The 19,922-nt window shown below is 64.6% G+C and carries 19 protein-coding genes and 1 tRNA gene; 11 read left to right on the forward strand and 9 right to left on the reverse strand.

From position 1 onward, the window contains the following. Positions 1–4: 4 nt before the first annotated feature. The 5 genes from mtaB to C7451_RS15100 all read left to right on the forward strand — a co-directional run bounded on the left by mtaB (position 5) and on the right by C7451_RS15100 (position 4,136). Positions 5–1,381 carry a tRNA (N(6)-L-threonylcarbamoyladenosine(37)-C(2))-methylthiotransferase MtaB gene (gene mtaB / locus C7451_RS15080; protein WP_110299788.1) on the forward strand — a complete coding sequence of 459 codons (1,377 nt, stop codon included), beginning with the start codon at positions 5–7 and terminating at the stop codon, positions 1,379–1,381. Then, positions 1,378–2,304, forward strand: coding sequence for a signal recognition particle-docking protein FtsY (gene ftsY, locus C7451_RS15085; protein WP_110299789.1), 927 nt, complete (start codon positions 1,378–1,380; stop codon positions 2,302–2,304). The genes mtaB and ftsY overlap by 4 nt, the downstream gene beginning before the upstream one ends. Next, complete coding sequence (locus tag C7451_RS15090) at positions 2,301–2,957, forward strand: inner membrane-spanning protein YciB (protein WP_425266496.1); 657 nt, start codon at positions 2,301–2,303, stop codon at positions 2,955–2,957. The genes ftsY and C7451_RS15090 overlap by 4 nt, the downstream gene beginning before the upstream one ends. 130 nt (positions 2,958–3,087) lie before the next feature. After that, positions 3,088–3,510, forward strand: a complete 423-nt coding sequence (locus C7451_RS15095; protein WP_110299790.1) for a hypothetical protein — start codon at positions 3,088–3,090, stop codon at positions 3,508–3,510. Next, positions 3,495–4,136: a hypothetical protein gene (locus tag C7451_RS15100; RefSeq protein ID WP_110299791.1), complete on the forward strand. Its 642-nt coding sequence runs from the start codon at positions 3,495–3,497 to the stop codon at positions 4,134–4,136. Before C7451_RS15095 ends, C7451_RS15100 begins: the two co-directional genes overlap by 16 nt. A gap of 95 nt (positions 4,137–4,231) precedes the next feature. On the opposite strand, the gene C7451_RS15105 is transcribed toward C7451_RS15100, so the two are convergent. The 4 genes from C7451_RS15105 to glmM all read right to left on the reverse strand — a co-directional run bounded on the left by C7451_RS15105 (position 4,232) and on the right by glmM (position 7,924). After that, positions 4,232–4,855 (reverse strand): superoxide dismutase, encoded by a 624-nt coding sequence (locus tag C7451_RS15105; RefSeq protein WP_110299792.1) that lies wholly within the window; start codon positions 4,853–4,855, stop codon positions 4,232–4,234. 116 nt (positions 4,856–4,971) lie between these two features. Further along, positions 4,972–6,105 carry a bifunctional hydroxymethylpyrimidine kinase/phosphomethylpyrimidine kinase gene (locus C7451_RS15110; RefSeq protein WP_425266497.1) on the reverse strand — a complete coding sequence of 378 codons (1,134 nt, stop codon included), beginning with the start codon at positions 6,103–6,105 and terminating at the stop codon, positions 4,972–4,974. 245 nt (positions 6,106–6,350) lie between these two features. After that, entirely contained in the window at positions 6,351–6,581 is a 231-nt protein-coding gene (locus C7451_RS15115; RefSeq protein ID WP_110299794.1) for a DUF1272 domain-containing protein, read from the reverse strand. Continuing rightward, positions 6,581–7,924, reverse strand: a complete 1,344-nt coding sequence (gene glmM, locus C7451_RS15120; protein ID WP_110299795.1) for a phosphoglucosamine mutase — start codon at positions 7,922–7,924, stop codon at positions 6,581–6,583. The genes C7451_RS15115 and glmM overlap by 1 nt, the downstream gene beginning before the upstream one ends. 278 nt (positions 7,925–8,202) lie before the next feature. On the opposite strand from glmM, the gene C7451_RS15125 reads away from it, so the two are divergent. The 4 genes from C7451_RS15125 to C7451_RS15140 all read left to right on the forward strand — a co-directional run bounded on the left by C7451_RS15125 (position 8,203) and on the right by C7451_RS15140 (position 13,353). Then, positions 8,203–9,423: a dicarboxylate/amino acid:cation symporter gene (locus C7451_RS15125; protein ID WP_110299796.1), complete on the forward strand. Its 1,221-nt coding sequence runs from the start codon at positions 8,203–8,205 to the stop codon at positions 9,421–9,423. Further along, positions 9,420–10,409, forward strand: a complete 990-nt coding sequence (locus tag C7451_RS15130; protein ID WP_110299797.1) for an aldo/keto reductase — start codon at positions 9,420–9,422, stop codon at positions 10,407–10,409. Before C7451_RS15125 ends, C7451_RS15130 begins: the two co-directional genes overlap by 4 nt. Positions 10,410–10,436: 27 nt before the next feature. Beyond that, positions 10,437–10,814, forward strand: coding sequence for a hypothetical protein (locus tag C7451_RS15135; protein WP_110299798.1), 378 nt, complete (start codon positions 10,437–10,439; stop codon positions 10,812–10,814). A 145-nt stretch (positions 10,815–10,959) separates the two neighbouring features. Further along, positions 10,960–13,353 (forward strand): TonB-dependent receptor, encoded by a 2,394-nt coding sequence (locus C7451_RS15140; protein ID WP_110299799.1) that lies wholly within the window; start codon positions 10,960–10,962, stop codon positions 13,351–13,353. A gap of 57 nt (positions 13,354–13,410) precedes the next feature. Here the strand turns inward: C7451_RS15140 and C7451_RS15145 are convergent, their stop codons facing one another. The 5 genes from C7451_RS15145 to C7451_RS15165 form a co-directional block, all read right to left on the reverse strand. Beyond that, positions 13,411–14,580, reverse strand: coding sequence for an acyl-CoA dehydrogenase family protein (locus tag C7451_RS15145; protein WP_110299800.1), 1,170 nt, complete (start codon positions 14,578–14,580; stop codon positions 13,411–13,413). A 123-nt stretch (positions 14,581–14,703) separates the two neighbouring features. Beyond that, complete coding sequence (locus C7451_RS15150) at positions 14,704–15,870, reverse strand: acyl-CoA dehydrogenase family protein (RefSeq protein WP_110299801.1); 1,167 nt, start codon at positions 15,868–15,870, stop codon at positions 14,704–14,706. A 116-nt stretch (positions 15,871–15,986) separates the two neighbouring features. Then, entirely contained in the window at positions 15,987–16,799 is an 813-nt protein-coding gene (locus C7451_RS15155; RefSeq protein ID WP_110299802.1) for an enoyl-CoA hydratase/isomerase family protein, read from the reverse strand. Then, positions 16,796–17,821 (reverse strand): NADP-dependent oxidoreductase, encoded by a 1,026-nt coding sequence (locus C7451_RS15160; RefSeq protein WP_244181942.1) that lies wholly within the window; start codon positions 17,819–17,821, stop codon positions 16,796–16,798. The genes C7451_RS15155 and C7451_RS15160 overlap by 4 nt, the downstream gene beginning before the upstream one ends. Positions 17,822–17,922: 101 nt before the next feature. Then, entirely contained in the window at positions 17,923–18,429 is a 507-nt protein-coding gene (locus C7451_RS15165; protein WP_060977500.1) for a MarR family winged helix-turn-helix transcriptional regulator, read from the reverse strand. 110 nt (positions 18,430–18,539) lie between these two features. Between C7451_RS15165 and C7451_RS15170 the strand changes: the two genes are divergently transcribed. Together C7451_RS15170 and C7451_RS15175 are read left to right on the forward strand one after the other, a co-directional pair. Beyond that, positions 18,540–19,625 (forward strand): branched-chain amino acid aminotransferase, encoded by a 1,086-nt coding sequence (locus tag C7451_RS15170; protein ID WP_110299803.1) that lies wholly within the window; start codon positions 18,540–18,542, stop codon positions 19,623–19,625. Positions 19,626–19,771: 146 nt separating this feature from the next. Then, positions 19,772–19,846 (forward strand) — tRNA-Gln (locus C7451_RS15175). Positions 19,847–19,922: the final 76 nt, after the last annotated feature.

Here is a 19,922-nt window from a genome sequence, read left to right on the forward strand (position 1 = left end):
GATCATGGCGGATTTTGCGAAGCCTGGCACCGGTCCCGAGATCATCTCGATGGGCTGCCGCCTCAACATTGCCGAGGGCGAGGCGATGCGCGCGCTGCTGGCCGGCCGCGACGACGTGGTGGTGATCAACAGCTGCGCGGTCACCAACGAGGCGGTGCGCCAGACCCGCCAGGCAATCCGCAAGGCGCGCAAGGCTCGTCCGCAAGCGCAGGTGATCGTCACCGGCTGCGCGGCGCAGACCGACCCCGCGATGTTTGCCGCGATGCCCGAGGTGGACCGGGTGCTGGGCAATGTGGAGAAGCTCGAGACGGGATCGTTCCCTACCCCGTTTGGCCTTAGCACATTCCCCCCTCCGTTTGTCCCGAGCGAAGTCGAGGGACGTGATCGTGACCGTAGTGGAAGGTCCCTCGACTTCGCTCGGGAACTCGGAGAGGTAAGCACCAAGGTCCAGGTCTCCGACATCATGGCCGTGCGCCAGACCGCGCCGCACATGGTCACCAGCTTTGCCGAACATGCCCGCGCCTTCGTGGAGGTACAGAACGGGTGCGATCATCGCTGCACCTTCTGCATCATCCCCTATGGCCGGGGGAACAGCCGCTCGGTCCCGGCAGGGGCCGTGGTCGATGCGGTGCGCGCGCTGGTCGAACGCGGCTATGCGGAGGTGGTGCTGACCGGAGTGGACGTGACCAGCTATGGCCCAGACCTACCCGGATCGCCCACCCTCGGTATGCTGATCGAACGCGTGCTCAAGCTCGTGCCAGACCTGAAGCGCCTGCGCCTGTCGTCGCTCGACGGGGTGGAAGTGGACGACCGGCTGTTCGACCTGATCACCGGCGAACCTCGCATCATGCCGCATGTCCACCTTTCGCTCCAATCGGGCGACGACATGATTTTGAAGCGCATGAAGCGCCGCCATTCGCGCGCACAGGCTATCGCGCTGGTCGAGCGGATGAAGGCGAAGCGCCCCGAGATCACCATCGGCGCGGACCTGATCGCCGGCTTCCCGACCGAGGACGAGAACATGCACGCGAACAACCTCTCGATCCTCGAGGCGTGCGATGTCGTACACGGCCATATCTTCCCGTTCAGCCCGCGTAACGGCACACCCGCCGCGCGGATGCCCCAGCTCGAACGGGCGCTGGTCAAGGCGCGCGCCGGCGAAATGCGCGCTGCAGCCCAGGCGCGGGCCGCCCGCTGGCGCGCCTCGCTGGTGGGATCGCGGCAGAACCTGCTGGTCGAGCGCGACGGGCGCACCGGCCATGGCGAGAATTTCGTGCGCATCGCTTTGCCAGCACCCGATCCTTCCCATATCGGGCGGATCGTGCCAGTGGCGATCACGGGACAAAGCGGCGACATGCTGACAGCGGAGATTGAAACATGAGCGAAGGCAGCTGGAGCGAGCGCCTGCTGGGCGGCTTTCGCAAGACGTCCGACAAGCTGACCCAGAACCTGACAGGTCTGGTCACCAAGTCGCGGCTCGACGAGGACCAGCTCGACGAGATCGAGGAAGCGCTGATTGTCAGCGACCTTGGCCCCCAGATGGCCGGCAAGGTGCGCGCCCGCCTCTCCGAAGGCCGGTTCGAGCGCGGGCTGGACGAGGACGGCCTGCGCGAGATCGTCGGCGAGGAAATCGCCAAGTCGCTGCGCAATGTGGCCGAGCCGCTCGACATCATCGCCTTCCCGCGCCCGCAAGTGATCCTGGTGATCGGGGTCAACGGATCGGGCAAGACGACCACCATCGCCAAGCTGGCGCATCTGTTCCAGGAACAGGATTATGGCGTGATGCTGGCGGCGGGCGACACCTTCCGCGCCGCCGCCATCGGCCAGCTCAAGGTCTGGGCCGAGCGGCTGGGCATCCCGATCGTCAGCGGCAAGGAAGGCGGCGATGCGGCGGGCATCGTGTTCGATGCAGTCAAGCAGGCAACCGCCACCGGCATCGACGTGCTGATCGTCGATACCGCAGGCCGGTTGCAGAACAAGCGCGAGCTGATGGACGAGCTCGCCAAGATCCGCCGCGTGCTCGGCCGCCTCAACCCCGAGGCGCCGCATGACGTGGTGCTGGTGCTCGATGCGACCAACGGGCAGAACGCCCTGTCGCAGATCGAAACCTTCAAGGAGGTCGCGGGCGTTACAGGGCTCGTGATGACGAAACTCGATGGCACCGCGCGCGGCGGCATCCTTGTGGCGGCGGCCGAGAAATTCGGTCTTCCGATCCACGCTATCGGCGTGGGCGAGACGATCGACGACCTGCGTCCGTTCGATCCCGAATATCTCGCGCATGTCATTGCCGGAGGCACCAAGTGAGCGAGGAAATGCCGCAGACCGCCGCTGCCGAAGCCGTAGCCGCGCCCAAGAAATCGGAAGGTAGCCTGCTGCCGCTGCTGCTCGATTTCGGCCCGCTGCTGATCTTCTTCGCGGTGTTCAAGCTGACCCAGAGCGACGGCGCGGCGCTTGCCAGCACCCGCGCGGCGATCAACGGCACGCTCGCCTTCATGCTCGCGATCCTGGTCGCGGTGGCGGTATCGAAATGGCGGCTGGGCCGCGTCTCGCCGATGCTGTGGCTGAGCGCGGTGCTGGTCGTCGGCTTCGGCGCGCTGACGGTCTATTTCAACGACGAACGCTTCATCCAGATCAAGCCGACGATCATCTATTCCGCCTTTGCCGCGCTGCTGCTCGGCGGCTGGATGATGGGCAAGCCGCTGCTGCGCTACCTGTTGCAGGCGGCCTATGACGGGCTGGACGAGACCGGCTGGCTCAAGCTCTCTCGCAACTGGGGGCTGTTCTTTGTCGTCATGGCGCTGATCAACGAGGGGCTGCGCCAGTTCCTGACCTTCGAGACCTGGCTGACGGTCAAGGTCTGGGGCGTGACCGCCTTGTCCTTCCTGTTCGCGATGAGTCAGATCCCGATGCTGATGAAGCATGGTTTGGCGCTTGAAGGCGCCCAGACGAAAGATTAGACACGTCACGAGCGACCTCGGAACAACACGGAATCGCAAGCCGGTCTGGTGATCGGCCCAATGCGATCATGATGGAATGATGAGGATGGCCAGAAACCTTGTAATACTCGCATCCCTTCTGGTTGCGTGTGTGCCGAACCCGGGATGGGCAGCATCGAAGATCGATCGCGGCCACGGCAGTTTCTTCAACAAGCCCGGAGCAACTGCCGAAATTGCTACCCGCGAGATCGAAAGCTGTCGCAAGCTGGCGAGCGGCGCCGAATCCCAGATCAACACCATCGACGTTCTGGCGGGCGGTATCGCCGCCGTTCTCGGCGGGGCCCTGGCTGACGGCGACCAGAAGCGGATCAATACTGAAAACTGCATGCTGATCCGCGGGTGGAACCTCTATGCGATGACGCGCGAGGAAGGCCGCGCGTGGAAAGCCTTGCCAGAGGCAGAGCGCAACGCGCAGCTCGCCCTTCTGGTAGGCGCAGAAAAGCCGGCGCGCGGCAGTCTGCTGCGCACGTGGCACAATGATTATGCGGAGCCGGCGCTATGGCAAAAGAACTGATTGCCCTGGTCTGTCTTGCGCTGGCCACCCCGGCCATGGCGCAGCTTGCCGAGCAGGTAGACCTCAAGAGGCCCGAACGCCCCGTGCCAGGAGCCGACGAAGCCATGATCGTGCTGCGTCCCCATGCCCCGGGAATGGTCGGCGACAACCGCATCCTGTTCTACCGCTACGACCCGGCCACCGGAAAGGTAGCGGTGGACGCAAAGGGTCAGCCGGTCGGTACCAAGATCACCTATAGCTATACGGTCTTCGGCGGGAAAAAGGGCGAGAAGGCGCTGCGCGTCGCGATCCTGCCTGCAGGCGACTATGTTCTGGCAGGGCGGACGTTCAACATGACCTATACCGACGTCTTCTGCCTTGGCGCGCCGCTTTTCCGGGTCCAGCCCGGCAGCGTTACCTATGTCGGCGATTTCGAGATGCTCGCGCTGGAAAAGATGGCGGACGGGGGACGGCGCAATGCCATGCGCTATTCTTCTGATCTGGAAGGAGCGCGTCAGCAGTTTGCCGCGGCTTATCCCGAGCTTTCCGTGCGGCTTGAAGGCTGGCAGCCAGCAAATGGCGCAACCTTCCAGTGCCTAGGCGATGAGTTCGTGGCGTACGAAGTCCCGGAAAGCGGCAAGCCCTGAAACGAGAAGCGGGGCCACGACATCGTCGTAGCCCCGCATATTTCCCGGCCAGGCTTGCGGCCGAAGCTGCAAGCCTGCCTATGACATCCGGGTGATCAACCTTCCTGGTCGGCCCGCTCGGTGCCCTTGCCGTCGAGGTTCTGCGCCACGAATTCCCAGTTGATCGCCTTGTCGAGTACGGTCGACAGGTAATCGGGGCGCGCGTTGCGATAGTCGATGTAATAGGCGTGTTCCCATACATCGAGCGTCAGCAGCGGCTTCATGCCTTCGTGCGCGACCGGCGAGTCCGCGTCGTGCAGCGAGGTGATTTCGAGCTTGTCGCCGTTGAGCACCAGCCAGGCCCAGCCGCTGCCGAAATGGCCGACGGCTTCTGCCTTCAGCTTGTCCTTCATGTCGGCGACCGAGCCGAAATCGGCGTTGATGCGCTCTTCGAGCGATCCGGGGATCGTCTGACCTTCGGGGCTGAGGCAGTGCCAGAAGAAGGTGTGGTTCCAGATCTGCGCGGCGTTGTTGAACAGGCCCTTGTTGCCCTTTTCCTTCGCGGCGACGATCACCTTGGAGAGGCTCGCGCCTTCCAGGTCCGTGCCCTTCACCATGTCGTTCGCCTTGCCGACATAGGCATTGTGGTGCTTGCCGTGGTGATAGTCGAAGGTCTCTGCCGACATCACGTCGCCGAACGCGGTCTTGTCAAAGGGGAGCGGGGGAAGGACGAAAGCCATGAGTCATCTCCTGTTTTGGGAAAAGCGTTGGAACGATTGCCGCAACGCATATGGGCAATTGCGCAGCCGGGTAAAGGGCCAATGCGTGCGGGGTTGCAGCATTTACGGGAGGGACCTCATTCGGTTGCGATCCGCCAGGGCGGATAGCGCCGGTTCTCGGCGCCGAAATAGAGGCAGAGCACGTTCCCTGCCGGGTCGCTGAGCCGCGCCTCGCGCCAGCCCCAGCTCTCTTCCTGCGGGAACTGGTCGATGATGAAGCCTGCAGACGCCAGCGCGGTCACGCGCGCGTCGAGATCGGCACATTCGAGATAGACCATCGCGCCCCCGACATGCTCGCCGGCATGGATCGAGAGCGTTCCGCCATTGTCTGCCTCGAACCGGGCATAGCCGTTGTCCGGGCTGTCGACGATCTGGCGGAGGCCCAGCGCGCGGTAGAAGGTGACCGAAGCGGCAAAATCGGACGCGCCCAGCGTCACCTGGTTGAGATGCCAGCCGGGCGCAAGTGCATCGTTGCGAACCTGCTGGTGCCCCATCGGGCCGTTCGCCTCGACCAGTCCCGGCGCATCGCGCAGCGCCAGCCGCACAAACCCGCGCGCCCGCTCCACCGCCGCTTCGAGCGGTGCGCCCTGCCCCAGCAGCGTGGCGATCGCGCTGGAAAGCGTGCAGCCGGTGCCATGGCTATGCGGGCTATGGATGCGTGGATCGCTCCAGCGCGCCACCTCGCCCCCGCGGGTGACCAGCCGGTCGGTGACAATCTCGCCACCCGCATGGCCACCCTTGATCAGCAGCGCGGGCGCAAGCTCGAGCACCGCCACCTCGCCGCCCAGCGCTTCGAGTTCGGGCAGGTTGGGGGTGACGAGCGTCGCGCAGGTCATCAGCCTCCGAAACGCGGTGATGGTGGCCTCGTCCGCAAGCACCGCGCCGCTCGATGCGATCATCACCGGATCGAAGATAACAGGAACCTCGTCATTCCCGCGCACGCGGGAATCCCGCTTCATGTCACCCTCGCCGCCCAAGCGGGATTCCCGCGTGCGCGGGAATGACGAAGATGAAAGCCAGTCGGCGAGCGCTTCGGCAATTTCGGGCGAGCCCAGCATGCCGATCTTGATCGCATCCAGCCCGAAATCGCGCGCCACTGCGTCGATCTGCGCGATGACCATGTCGGCCTCCAGCACCTGCACCGCATCGACCCCGCGCGAGTTCTGCGCGGTGATCGCGGTGATCGCGGTCATCGCATGGCCGCCCAGCATGGTGATGGTCTTGATGTCCGCCTGGATGCCTGCCCCGCCGCCGGAATCGGAGCCTGCAATGGTGAGGATGCGGACGAGGTTTGTCACGCCATCACCTCCGTTTGTCCCGAGCGAAGTCGAGGGACCTAGCACCACCCTTACGATCACGTCCCTCGACTTCAGCCGGAGGCTGAAGTTTATCCTGAGCGACGCCGACAGGCGGCGTCGAAGGGCTCGGGACAAACGGAAGAGGTGCGGATGAAAGCTCACCCATGCTGGGTGAATTTCCGCACGGTCGATCCCGGAAACTTCTCCAGCAGCTTCTTGGGTCGCACCGGGCGATCGACCAGTTCGCCGCCGCAATTGGGGCAGCGGTCGTCAAGCTCTTCCGCGCATTCCGCGCAGAAGGTGCATTCGAACGAACAGATGAAAGCGCCGGGGGCCTGAGCGGGCGTATCGGCGCCGCAGCGTTCGCAATCGGGACGCATCTCCAGCATCAGGCCGCGACCTCCGCCACGACCGCGCAAATACGATCGACAACCGCCTCCACCTGCGTCGCATCGTCGCCTTCGGCCATCACGCGGATCACCGGCTCGGTGCCCGACGGCCGGATGACCAGCCGCCCCTTGCCCCGCAGCTCGTCCTCGGCATCGGCGATGACCTGCTGCACCCTGGAATTGTCGAGCGGCTTGCCGCCGCCAAAGCGCACGTTCTTCAGCAGCTGCGGCACCGGATCGAACAGGTGGAGCAGCTCGCTCGCCGGCTTGCCCTCGCGCACCAGTTCGGCCAGCACCTGCAGCGCGGCCACCGTACCGTCCCCCGTGGTGGCATGGTCGGTCAGGATCATGTGCCCCGACTGCTCGCCGCCGACATTGTAGCCGCCCGCGCGCATCGCGCCCAGCACATAGCGGTCGCCGACCTTGGTGCGGACGAGTTCAAGCCCCTGCCCGCCGAGATAGCGTTCCAGCCCCAGGTTCGACATCACCGTCGCCACCACGCCGCCGCCGCGCAGACGCCCCTGGCGCGCCCAGCTGCTTCCGATCAGCGCCATGATCTGGTCGCCATCGACGATGCTGCCCTTCTCGTCGACCACGATCAGCCGGTCGGCATCGCCATCGAGCGCGATGCCGATGTCCGCCCCGGATGCGACGACCCGCTCCTGCATCGCCTCGACATGGGTCGAGCCGACCCGGTCGTTGATGTTGAGACCATTGGGGGTGACGCCGATGGCAATCACTTCCGCGCCCAGCTCCCAGAAGGCGGAAGGCGCAACCTGATAGGCGGCACCATGGGCGCAATCGACCACGATCTTCAGCCCGTCCAGGCGTACCTGATCGGGCAACGAGGCCTTGACCGCATGGATATAGCGGCCGCGCGCATCCTCGATGCGCCGCGCGCGTCCGATCGCCTCGGACGCGGCCAGCTGGGGGTTGCCCTGCTCCAGCAGCGCCTCGATCTGCATCTCGTCCTCGTCCGAGAGCTTGAAGCCATCGGGGCCGAACAGCTTGATGCCATTATCCTGGAAGGGATTGTGACTGGCGGAGATCATCACGCCCAGATCGGCGCGCATCGAGCGGGTGAGCAGCGCGACGGCAGGCGTCGGCATCGGGCCGACGAGCACCACGTCCATGCCCACGCTGGTAAAGCCGGCGACGAGCGCGTTTTCCATCATGTAGCCCGACAGCCGGGTATCCTTGCCGATGACAACACGATGCTTGTGGGTGCCGCGCAGAAAATGCGCGCCGGCGGCCTGCCCTACCGCCATCGCCATGGCCGCGGTCATGAAGCCCTGGTTGGTGCGGCCGCGAATACCGTCCGTGCCGAAAAACTTGCGTGTCACGCGTGAACCCCTGCCTGGTTTTCTGGCGGCTTAGCGGATTGGATCGGGACTTGCCAACCTTGTCGCCAGCGGTCATGTCAAATCGCGTCATCCTGAACGTCGGGAACGGGCTCAAGACAGGCTTGTTTCATGCGCCATCGTGTCCCAGAAGCTGAAACGGTCTCCGGCGGGAACGGCGCTGCAGCAACTTCCGGGCGACGGGGCGGGCAAGCCATGGTCGGGAATACCGGATTTGGCGGTCTGCAAGAACAGCGGCGTGATACAAGGGCGCGTATTGAATGCTGAAAACACTGTTGGTCCTCGGCGCTCTCGCCATTGGCATTGCGCTGGGGATGGCGATCGGCGGCGATGCACCGGGGGTCGTCGATGGCGCCGACGTCGTCGGCTCGCTGTGGCTGCGCGGGCTGCAGATGACCGTGGTGCCGCTGGTCGTCACCCTGCTGATCACCGGCATCCTGCGCACCGCGCAGATGGCCAGCGCCGGGCGGCTGACGGTGCGCGCCATTGCCACGATGATCGCGCTGCTCTGGGCCTCGGCCACGATGGCGGCTCTCGTCACCCCTGCCCTGCTGACAGCCTTTCCGCTGCCCGAAGCGGCCCGTGCTGCGCTGCGCGGCGCGCTGGCAAGCGCCGACCCCACCGGCGAGGTCCCGCCCTTTACCGAATTCCTGCGCGCGCTGGTGCCGACCAACCCGGTGGCAGCGGCTGCCAATGACGCCATCCTGCCGCTGATCATCTTCACGCTGGCCTTTGCCTTTGCGCTGACCCGCCTGCCTGCCGACCAGCGCGCCCCCGTGCAGGGCCTGTTTGCCGCGATTGCCGATGCCATGATCATCCTGATCAGCTGGGTGCTGGCACTGGCCCCAATCGGCGTCTTCGCGCTCGGCCTGGTCGTGGGGTCGCGCGCCGGCGTCGCTGCCTTTGGCGCGCTCGGCCATTATGTGCTGATCGTCGCTGGCACGGGTTCGCTGGTCTGGATTTCTGCCTTCACGCTGGCCTTTGTCGGCGGGCGCATCAACCCGCTGCGCTTCCTGCGCGCCTCCATACCGGCACAGGCCGTGGCCATTTCGACCCAGTCCTCGCTCGCCTCGCTGCCCGCAATGCTGACCGGGGTGCGGTCGCTCGGCGTGGGCGAACGTACCGCCGACGTGGTGCTGCCGATCGCGGTGGCGCTGTTTCGCGCGACAGGCCCTTGCATGAACATGGCCGTGGCGGTCTATGTCGCGCATCTGATGGGCATCGAACTGGGTCCGGTGGCGCTCGGTGCTGGCATTGCAGCGGCCGCGATCACCACCATGGGCGCGGTTTCGCTGCCCGGCTCTATCAGTTTCATCAGTTCGATCGCGCCGATCTGCATCGCCATGGGTATTCCAGTGGAACCCCTGGCGCTGCTGTTGGCGATTGAAGTGTTCCCCGATATCATGCGCACATTGGGGAATGTGACCATGGACATGGCAGTGACGACGACCATTGCCCGCGCAGAAGGAGATACGGAGTGATCTATCGCAAGCTGGGTGGGCTGCAGGTTTCCGCACTGGGCCTGGGCTGCATGCCGATGGCCGGTATCGGCGCGGCCATGTATGGCAGGGCCGACCATCGCGAATCCCTGGCCACACTCGAACGCGCGATCGAACTGGGCGTCACCTTTTTCGACACGGCCGAAGTCTATGGTCCCTTTGCCGACGAGGAACTGCTGGGTCAGGCGATCAAGGGTCGCCGCGACCGGCTGGTCATCGCCACCAAATTCGGCTTCCGGATCGAGGATGGCGCGATCAGGGGCGTCGATTCGAGCCCAGAGAACGTCCGCCGCGCCTGCGAAGGCTCGCTCAAGCGGCTCGGTATCGACACGATCGACCTCTATTACCAGCACCGCGTCGATCCCAACGTGCCGATCGAGGAAACCATCGGGGCGATGTCGCGGCTCGTCGAAGAGGGCAAGGTGCGCTATCTCGGCCTGTCCGAAGCTGGCGCCGACACCATTCGCCGCGCCGATGCGACCCATCCCATCGCTGCGCTGCAGAGCGAATATTCGCTGTGGGAGCGCGGGGTGGAGGAGGAGATCCTGCCACTCTGCCAGGACCTTGGCATCGGCTTTGTTCCCTACAGCCCGCTGGGCCGCGGCTTCCTGACCGGCCTGATCAGCCAGCGTTCGGACCTTGCCGAGGGCGACTACAGGCTTAACGACCCGCGCTATTCCGAAGAGAATTTCGCGAAGAATCTCGGCATCGTCGATGTGGTCGAGCAGATGGCCGTGGCGCACCGCGTCTCGCCGGCCCAGATCGCGCTGGCATGGCTTCTGGCGCAGGGCGATGACATCGTCCCCATCCCCGGCTCCAAGCGCCGCGCGACGCTGGAAGATTCGATGGCAGCGGTGAACGTGGCCCTGTCTGCTGCGGATCTCGACGCGCTGGATGCCGCAGCGCCGCCCGGATCGACTGCGGGGCAGCGCTATGGCGAAATGGGCATGAGCATGGTCCGACTCTGAAGCGGCCTGCCCACGCAGGCAAAGCAGATGGACGGACCATCCGAACAGCCACCGTCTGAGGGCAGCGGTAACCACCAGCGTAGCGAGCGATCCGACGGTGTCGTCGCGATCAGGCTGTCATGGCTGCAGCTGTGCCTGCTGACATTCGGATTTGTCGTGCTCGTCGCAGGCGAGATAGCCGTTTACGACTATCTTTCGGGGCGGACTGGCTGGCCTGATGCTTATGGAATCGAATGCCGCCGCAGGTGCTGGCCGGTCTATCTCCTCAACAGCCCCCGGTTGCTGCTCAACGGCGGCGTTGACGAGATCGCGCTGTTCGCGGCGATCTGGGCCTTGATCATCATCCCGGCCCTCATCCTGATTCCGCTCGGCAAAAAGCTTCGCGCGGCGCGTCGGTCAGGTTGACACCTGCCGTCGCGTCTACCGGAACATTATCGCGATGTTACAAATTGAATTTCAAACCGCCACAAAACGGTAATTGTTGCTACGCACAAAAGTCGCCGGTTGGGGGCAGAGGGCGCGCATTCCACTCAATCTGAGGACATGCGCAATGCCCCACTTCCCCCTTCGTGTCTCGCTCGTCTCGCTCGCCATCGCCCTGTCGGCCAGCCCGGTTCTCGCCCAGGATCAGGCCGATGCCGAAGGCCGCAACGAGGACACGATCATCGTTACCGCGCAGAAGCGCGAACAGTCGATCCAGGACGTGCCGATCACCGTCTCTGCGATCAGCGGCGAGCAGATGGACAATATCGGCATCGACGAGTTCGACGAGCTTTCGGCCTTCATCCCCGGCCTCAACATCCAGGAGCAGAGCGCCAACAATCCGGGCTTCGTCATTCGCGGCATCACCTCGGATTCGGGCAGCGCGCAGATCGCGCCCCGCGTCACCATCTATCTGAACGGGATCGACGTATCCCGCTCGCGCGGCTCGTATTTCGACCTGTTCGACATCGACCGGATCGAAGTGGTCAAGGGGCCGCAGGCAACGCTGTTCGGCACTGCCGCTACCATCGGTGCAATCTCGGTGATCACCGCCAAGCCGGAGCCGGGTTTCAAGGCCGACATCCGGGGCAGCTACGGCAATTTCAACCTCTATGAGGGCCGCGCGATGATCAATGTCGGCAACGACAAGATCGCAGGACGCCTTGCCGCATCGTACAAGCATCGCGACGGCTATATCCGCAACATCGCCAACAATCCCGGAACCGTTTCGGCACGCGACATCCGTTCGGATCAGGCTGATCTCAACGGCATCGATCAGCTGGCGCTGCGCGGTTCGCTGCGCATCTGGCCAAGCGACAACAGCACGATGGACTTCGTGTTCAACTATGAACAGCAGCGCAACCCGGGCACGGCCTTCATCTCCGGCACCTTGCCGCGCAGCGGCGGCGACACCGATCCTTTCCGCGTCGGCGAAGTCGGCGGTGCGCCCCGTGCACTGAGCCAGGCGATTCTTGGCCTGCCCGAGCTGGGCCTGAACCGCGAAGTCTATGATGCCAGTGTCACCTTCGAAACCGCGATGAGCGACAACTGGTCGCTGACCGCGATCGGCGGCTATCGCAAGTTCGACAGCCTCGAGGTGTTCGACGCCGACGGATCGGGGCTGTTCTTCCTGGAATTTGCGGAAGATGCCAAGGGCGAGCAGTTCAGCTACGAGACCCGCTTTACCTATAACAGCGACCGGCTGCGCGGCTTTTTCGGCTTCAACGTGTTCCACGAACAGGGCACCCAGCGCGTTCCGTTCGTGACCGACGAGGGCACCTATATCGGATGCGCGACCGCTGGCGCCCTCGCACCGGTCCGAGCATCGCTGGCGGCGGCCCTGGGCGTGCCTTCGGCGCAGAGCTGCCGGACGCTGAACACCCCTGCACTGCCCAACCGTGCCACCACTCTGCTGACCCGCGGCGCGGCGAGCGTGCTGCCCTATTCGAGCGAGTTCACCAATGGCGGCAAGAACACCAGCTATTCGGCGTTTGCCGACATCACCTTCGATGTGTCGGATCGTCTGGAGCTGACCGCAGGGGTCCGCTATCTCTATGAGGAGCGGACATCGACCTATAATGCCGTGGCCGGAGCGAGCCAGATTCTGGCAGGCCTCGGCATTCCCGGCGTCTCGCTGCTGGGTACGGTCGACACGCGCGGCTTGACCTTCCGCGAAAGCGACAATTTCGACGCATGGCTGCCGCGTTTCAACGCGCTGTACCGGATCAGCGATGCGGTCAACGTCTATGCCACCGTGTCCAAGGGCCGCCGCGCACCCGTGCTCAACCTGAGCGCGCGCGCCACGGCCGCTGGCCCTGCCCCGGCGTTCACGCTAGTCGCGCAGGAAAAGGTCTGGAACTATGAGGGCGGCATCAAGGGCGCCTTCGGGGCCTTCAGCGGCTCGATCGGTGCATTCTACCAGGATTATTCGAACTTCCAGACGAGCTTCTTCAACGAGCAGGGTCAGGTCATTCCCGTCAATGCGGGCAATGCAGGCAATTTCGGCGTCGAGGTCGAAGGCGCATTGCGGTTGGGGTCCAATGTGCGGATGTTCGCCAACTATGCGTTCATCGACGCGAAAATCGAATCCCCCGATCCGGCGTTCCAAGACAACCGCTTCCGCCTGCAGTCCAAGCACACCGCAGCCGCCGGGATCGACGTGAATATCCCGGTCAGCGACAGCGCGTCGATCTTCTTCGTGCCCACGGTTACCTATAGCAGCAAGCAGTTCTTCGAGGTGCCCAATACCCCGGCGATCAGCGAGGACGGCTATGTGCTGGCCCATGCCCGGGCCGGCGTCCGCTTCAACGATGGCGCGTTCGAGATCACCGCGTTTGCGCGCAATCTGTTCGACGAGAAATATCTGATCGATGCGGGCAATACCGGCGGCGCCTTCGGCACCGCGACCTTCATCGCCGGCGAACCGCGCCTCTATGGCGTGCAGGTCGGCGCCAAGTTCTGATCTGCAGGACGGAACCCGCCCGCTTCCCTGAGCGAGGGAGCGGGCGGGTCCTTATCGTTACAGCATCGCAAGATCGGTCGGCAGGCCCAGCGCCACGCGGCCAACCAGTTCGTAAACGCTGCTTGCGGTCGCGATATGCTGGGTGGCGACATGCGCGTCGCGGAAGCGGCGCTGCAGGTTGCTGGTCATGTAGACCGCGCTGCCGCCGCCGATGGTGAACGCGGTCTTGGCCACTTCCGCAGAGGTTTCGGTGGCGTGGGTGGCGGCGAGGCGCAGCAAAGCGCGCTCCTCCGCCGATAGCTCGCCGCGATGCGTCGCACCTTCCCAGCAGGCCTCGACGCATTCGCGCAGATAGGCCTCGGCCCCACCGAGCTTCGCCTGCGCACGCATGAGCTCGGTCTGCACCACGCCGCGTTCGGCCAGGCTGCGCTGTCCGCCTTGCGGCTTCTTCGCCCTGGCCAGCGCCTCGATCTCGTCGAGCGCGCCCGCCGCATTGCCCAAAGCGACCGAAGCGACACCCAATGCCAGCAGTCCGAAGATCGGAAACTGATAGAGCGCCCCCTGCTCGACCGGCCTGTCGGCGATCAGCGACACGCTGCGCTCCTTGGGCACGATGATGTCCTTGACCGTGAAGTCGCCCGAGCCTGTTCCCTTCATTCCCATGACATGCCAGGTATCGAGCAGTTCTGCCTGATCTGCCGGGAAAATCATCATGCGGTGATAGGGCGCACCATTGTCGAAACGCTGCAGTTCGCCATCCCTGAACACCATCGCGCCGCCTGACAGCCAGTCGCAATTGGCGCTACCCGATCCCCATTGCCAGCGGCCCGAGACGACATAATGATCGCCCATGTCATCCGCGCGGCCCATCGGTGCGAACACGCCGCCGGTGATGGAATGCGGGTCGGAATAGATTTCGCGCGCCACGTCATGCGCGAGATATGCGGCATTGAGCGCGGTGGTCGATCCGATCATCGCGCACCAGCCCGCACTTGCCTCAGCCCGCGCGATGGCGTGAAGCACCGCGACCATCTCCATCGGAGTGAGTTCGAGCCCCTGCAGGCTCTTCGGACGCAGGATGTTGAACGCGCCGGCCAGCGCCATCGACTGCGCGATATCGGCAGGCAGATGCCGCGCCTGCTCGATCTCGTCCGCGCGCGCAGCAATGCCGGGCAGCAGCATCGCGATGGCATGGCCCAGCGGCTCAATGCTTTCAAGCGGTTGCATCTTGACTCCCTCTCCCCTTCAGGGGAGAGGGTTGGGGAGAGGGGAATACCCCGCTCGCCTGCCCCTCTCCCTTCGCCGCTGCGCGGCTCTTCCCTCTCCCCTGAAGGGGAGAGGGCAAACAGCCTATAACCGCATCAGACTTGCCAGATTGTTGCGCTGCATGTCGCTCGATCCGCCGACGATCGGCATGCCCAACAGGTCGCGGACATGGCGTTCCATCTCATACGCATCGCTGAGCGCGTACGAGCCCATCACCTGCTGGCAGATGAGCGCGATCTCCACTCCGGTATCGGCGACGAACAGCTTGGCCATGCTGGTCTCGACCGAACAGGGCCGCCCTTCATTGGCGAGCCATGCGGCATGATAGAGCAGGTGCCGCGCGGCCTGCCATTTGGTCTTCGCGGTGACCAGCTTGCCCCGGATCGCCTGATGCTGGCTGATCGGCTTGCCAAACTGCACCCGTTCCTGCGCATAGGCCCAGGCCTCGTCGATCGCGGCGCGCGCAATGCCGAGCGCGACCGCCGAAATCTCGAGCTTCTCGACATCGAGCGCGCGGCCCGCGAGCAGCTTCCAGCCCTGGTTCCACATCGCCTCGCCGCCGACGATGGCGCTCAAGGGCAGCCGCACATTATCGAAATAGACGTCCTGGCTGTGCGTGTAGCGCAGGTTGACATGCTCTATGTCCTGCATCGTCACGCCCGGCGCTTTCGTCGGCACCAGCACGAACGAGAGGTTGCGATAGCGCTCTTCGGCAGGGCCGGAGCGTACGAGGCAATAGATATAATCCGCCCAGTCCGCGCCGGTGCACCAGCGTTTCGCCCCGTTGATGACGATCTCGTCGCCCTCGCGCACCGCGCGCGTCTCGACGCTCGCCAGGTCGCCGCCGACATTGGGTTCGGACAGGCCATAGGCAAAGAACATCTCGCCCCGGGCAAGGCGCGGCAGGAACTCGGCCTTCTGTTCGGGCGAACCGTTTTCGCTCAGGTTCATGCCGCCATAGAAGCTGGTGTGGATGAACGGCCCCGCCAGACACGGGCCTGCGGTCGCCAGTTCCTCGATCACCGCGATGGCGGCGACCAGGTCCTGCCCTGCTCCGCCATGCTCCTCGGGAACAGTGAGAGCTATCAGCCCCAGATCATTGAGTTTGCTGTAGATATCGCGCGGCCAGTGCGCGGCCTTGTCCCAGGCCTGGCGCGCCTCGCGCGGCGCATGCTCGGCGATGAACCGCTGGATCGTGGCGCGCAGGGCGCTGACATGTTCGGGCTCGTCGGTGAAGGTTTGGAGGGTCATGCATCGGCCCCTTCACCGTCACCCCCGCGCAGGCGGGGGTCCCGCTGCTGCGCAGCGATAGAGGAAGATAGCGGGATTCCCGCTTTCGCGGGAATGACGAATTCGATGCTCATAGCCTATTCCCCCGTCAGCTTGGGGCTGCGCTTTTCGGCCATCGCCGCCACCGCCTCGCGCCGGTCGCCGAGATAGTTGCTCACGCTCTCCCAGCCGATCGCCGCGTCCATCATCTGCGCCGCCAGCGCGCGCAGCGGGATGTTGGTCACGCTCTTGGTCCAGCGCACCGCCCATTTCGGGTTGCCCTGCAGCTTGGCGATGATCTCGGCGAGCTTCGCATCGAGCTGGTCGCCCGGCACCGCATGGTTGATCAGGCCGAGCGCCTTGGCTTCGACCGCGCTCAGCATGTCGCCGGTCATCAGCAGTTCCTTGGCCCTGGCATAGCCGATCAGTTGCGGCCAGATCAGCGCGCCGCCATCGCCCGCGACCAGCCCGACCTTGACGTGCGGATCGCCGATCACCGCCTTTTCGTCCGCCACGATGATGTCGCACAGCAACGCGATGGTTGCGCCCAGCCCCGCCGCCGCGCCGTTCAATCGGCAGAGGAGAGGCTTTTCCATCTCGAGCAGGCTGGAAACGATGCGCTTGGCATCCCAGGCAATCGCGCGGAAGCTCGCCGGATCGTCGATCTGCTGCTGGAACCAGGCGAAATCGCCGCCCGCGCAGAACGCCCTGCCCTTGGCCGCCAGCACGATGATGTCGCTCTCGCTGTCGCGCTGCAGATCGGTGAACACGCGCGCCAGCTCGTCGTGCATCGGTCCGTCGACGCCGTTGACGGGGTGGTCCGAGGTGATGAACGCCTTCAGCACCCGGCCATCGCGCTCAAAGGTGAAGCGCGAATAGCTCTGGTCCTCGATGCGGAATTCGTGGCTCATCCGATATCTCCCAAACGCACCAGCCGCCGCCCGAAACTGGCTCCGGTGAACAGCCCGCAAAATGCTTCGGGCATGGCCTCCAGCCCGTCATACAGCTCTTCGCGATAGATCAGTTTCCCATCGCGGATCATCTGCCCCATCGCGGCTTGTGCCTCGGCGAAATGCGGAATGTCGTCGAACACCAGGATGCCGCGCATCGTCAGCCGCTTGGCGATCATCTCGCCGGTATTGGTGATGCCCGTTCGCTCGCCCTGGGGCACGTTGTAATCGGCGACCTGGCCCGACATCACGATCCGCCCGTGCAGCCGCATCAGCGGCAGCACCGTGTCGATCATCGCATTGCCGACATTGTCGAAAAAGATGTCCACACCCTTGGGACAGGCCGCCGCGATCGCCGCACCGAGATCGCCTTCCGCCTTGTAATCGATCGCTGCATCGAACCCGCAGGCCTCGACCAGCCAGTCGCATTTCTCCTTGCCACCCGCGATGCCGGTCACGCTCGCCGCGCCCCAGTCCTTTGCAAGCTGCCCCGCCGTCGCGCCCACCACGCCCGCTGCCGAGCTGATCAGGACATGCGCCCCTTCGCGAAACTCGCCGACGCGCTTCATGCCGAACCAGCTGGTCATGCCGGGAATGCCCAGCACGCCGAGCCAGAGCGTGCGCGGCAGGCCATTGTCGGCAATCGGCATGACATAGCCACGTCCGTTGCCGATCGAATGCGTCGTCCAGCCGCCGCTACCAGTCACCCACGTGCCGACCGGAAAGCGATCGTTGCGACTTTCGGTCACCAGCCCGACCATGAATCCGTCCATCGTGCCGCCCGGAGGGATCGGCGGCGCATAGCTGGCCCCCGTCGCGTGCAGGCGCGATCGCACGCCGGGATCGACCGAGGCAATGCGGTGTTCGATCAGGAATTGCTGGTCTTCAAGCGCAGGAATCGCCCGCTCGACAATCACGAAGTCATCCGGCTGCGGCAGACCGTCGATCGGCGCTTTCAGCACCACGCTGCGCATCGTCGCCATGACCTCGTCTCCGCTCCTGCCTTGTTATCGTTGCGCACTTGATTGCATAACCGATACCATTAGCAAAGCAGAAATGCTGACATGGATGTCAGCCGGGGATGTCAGCCGGGACGGCGATCGTTCCCCAGCTCGGCCAGCAAGGCGCGGTCGGCATCAGGCACCAATCCTTCGAGCACGCGCCAGAATCCGGTGACCGATTCCTGCCCCGCGCGGCGATAGGCCTGGGCAAGCCGACTGCGCAGCGCATCGAACAGCTCGGCCTCGAGCGCCGCGCCCGCCGGGGTCAGCCGCAGCAGCTTCTGCCGCCGGTCGGTCTCGCCGCTGCGCGTCTCGATCAGGTCGCGCCGCTGCAGCTCGGTCAGTACCCGGCCCAGCGACTGCTTGGTAATGGCAAGCGCGCGCAGCAGCTGGCTGACCGTCAGATCGGGGTTGCGTGCGATGAAATAGAGCGCACGGTGATGCGCCCGGCCCAGCCCCTGCACCGCGAGCTGATCGTCGATCGACTTGGTCAGCCGCGTATAGCCGAAGAACAGCAGTTCGACGCCGTGGCGGATTTCATCCTCGCGCAGGAAAAGCGCGGATGCCGATGGGGAAGATGGGACAGGCATGTTGACCTTGATTGCCAGCGAGATTAGGTCTTGGCAAGCCCGCGTTGCAGCAAGGCCAATCGCCGGGATGCCGATCACCGTTTCCGATCCTTGCGCCACCAGAGGATGCCATGCTGCCTTTCACCATCGAACCGACGACCAGCCCCACCCCCGCCGATGCGCGCGACGCGGCTCTGGTCGATCCGGGTTTCGGCAAGCTGTTCACCGATCACATGGTCGTGGTGCGCTATGACGAGGCTAAGGGCGGCTGGTATGATGCGAAGGTCACCGCGCGCGCTCCTATTCCGATGGATCCGGCTTCGTCGGTGCTCCATTATGCCCAGGAAATCTTCGAGGGGATGAAGGCGTACAAGCTGTCCGATGGCAGCACCGCCTTGTTCCGCCCCGATGCAAATGCCCGCCGCTTCAACGAATCCGCCACGCGCATGGCTATGCCGCATGTGCCGAAAGACCTGTTCGTCGAATCGGTCGAACAGCTGGTGCGGATCGATTCCCAATGGTTCCCCAAGGTCGAAGGCGGCGCGCTGTATCTGCGTCCGTTCATGTTCGCCAGCGAGGTATTTCTCGGCGTGCGCCCGGCCAAGCAATATCTGTTCATCACCATCGCCTCGCCCGTGGGTGCCTATTTCAAGGGTGGCATTGCGCCAGTGACGATCTGGGTATCGCAGCATTATACCCGCGCGGCCCCCGGTGGCACGGGCGCGGCGAAATGCGGCGGCAATTACGCGGCGAGCCTCGTCGCGCAAGCCGAAGCCACCGCGCAAGGCTGCGACCAGGTGGTGTTCCTCGATGCAGCCGAGCACAAATGGGTCGAGGAACTGGGCGGCATGAACCTGTTCTTCGTGTTCGACGACGGCAGCATCATCACCCCACCGCTCACCGGCACGATCCTGCCCGGCATCACACGCAGCTCGATCATCGACCTCGCCCGTGCGCAGGGCATGACCGTCAGCGAGCAGCCCTATTCGATCGACCAGTGGCAGGCAGATGCGGAAAGCGGACGCCTGCGCGAGACCTTCGCCTGCGGCACTGCGGCGGTGGTGACCCCGGTCGGCACGGTAAAATCGCCACAAGGCAGCTTCACAATCGGCGGCAACCAGTCCGGCCCTGTCACCGCCAGCCTGCGCTCTGCCCTGGTCTCGATCCAGCGCGGCGACGCTGCCGATCCGCACGGCTGGGTCCACCGCATCGGCTGAGCGTGTTGGTCCCGTCGAGCGCCCCAAAAAGGCGCTTGGCGGAACAAGACTTTTCCGTATATAGGCCGCTCCCGCGTTACCGGGGCCCCGCGCCCGGCAAGCGCGCAGCACGGCATTGGCCAGCACGGCATTGGCCAGCACGGCATTGGGGTGTCGCCAAGTGGTAAGGCACCGGTTTTTGGTACCGGCATTCGCAGGTTCGAATCCTGCCACCCCAGCCAGTGTTTGTGCCAGCGAGCGCCAAGGCGCGACAGCAGCCTTGCAATTCCTCGTTGGAATGCAAAGACTTTGTGCCAG

Origin of the sequence: Blastomonas natatoria (genome assembly GCF_003201955.1) — a bacterium.
Lineage (GTDB): Bacteria > Pseudomonadota > Alphaproteobacteria > Sphingomonadales > Sphingomonadaceae > Blastomonas > Blastomonas natatoria.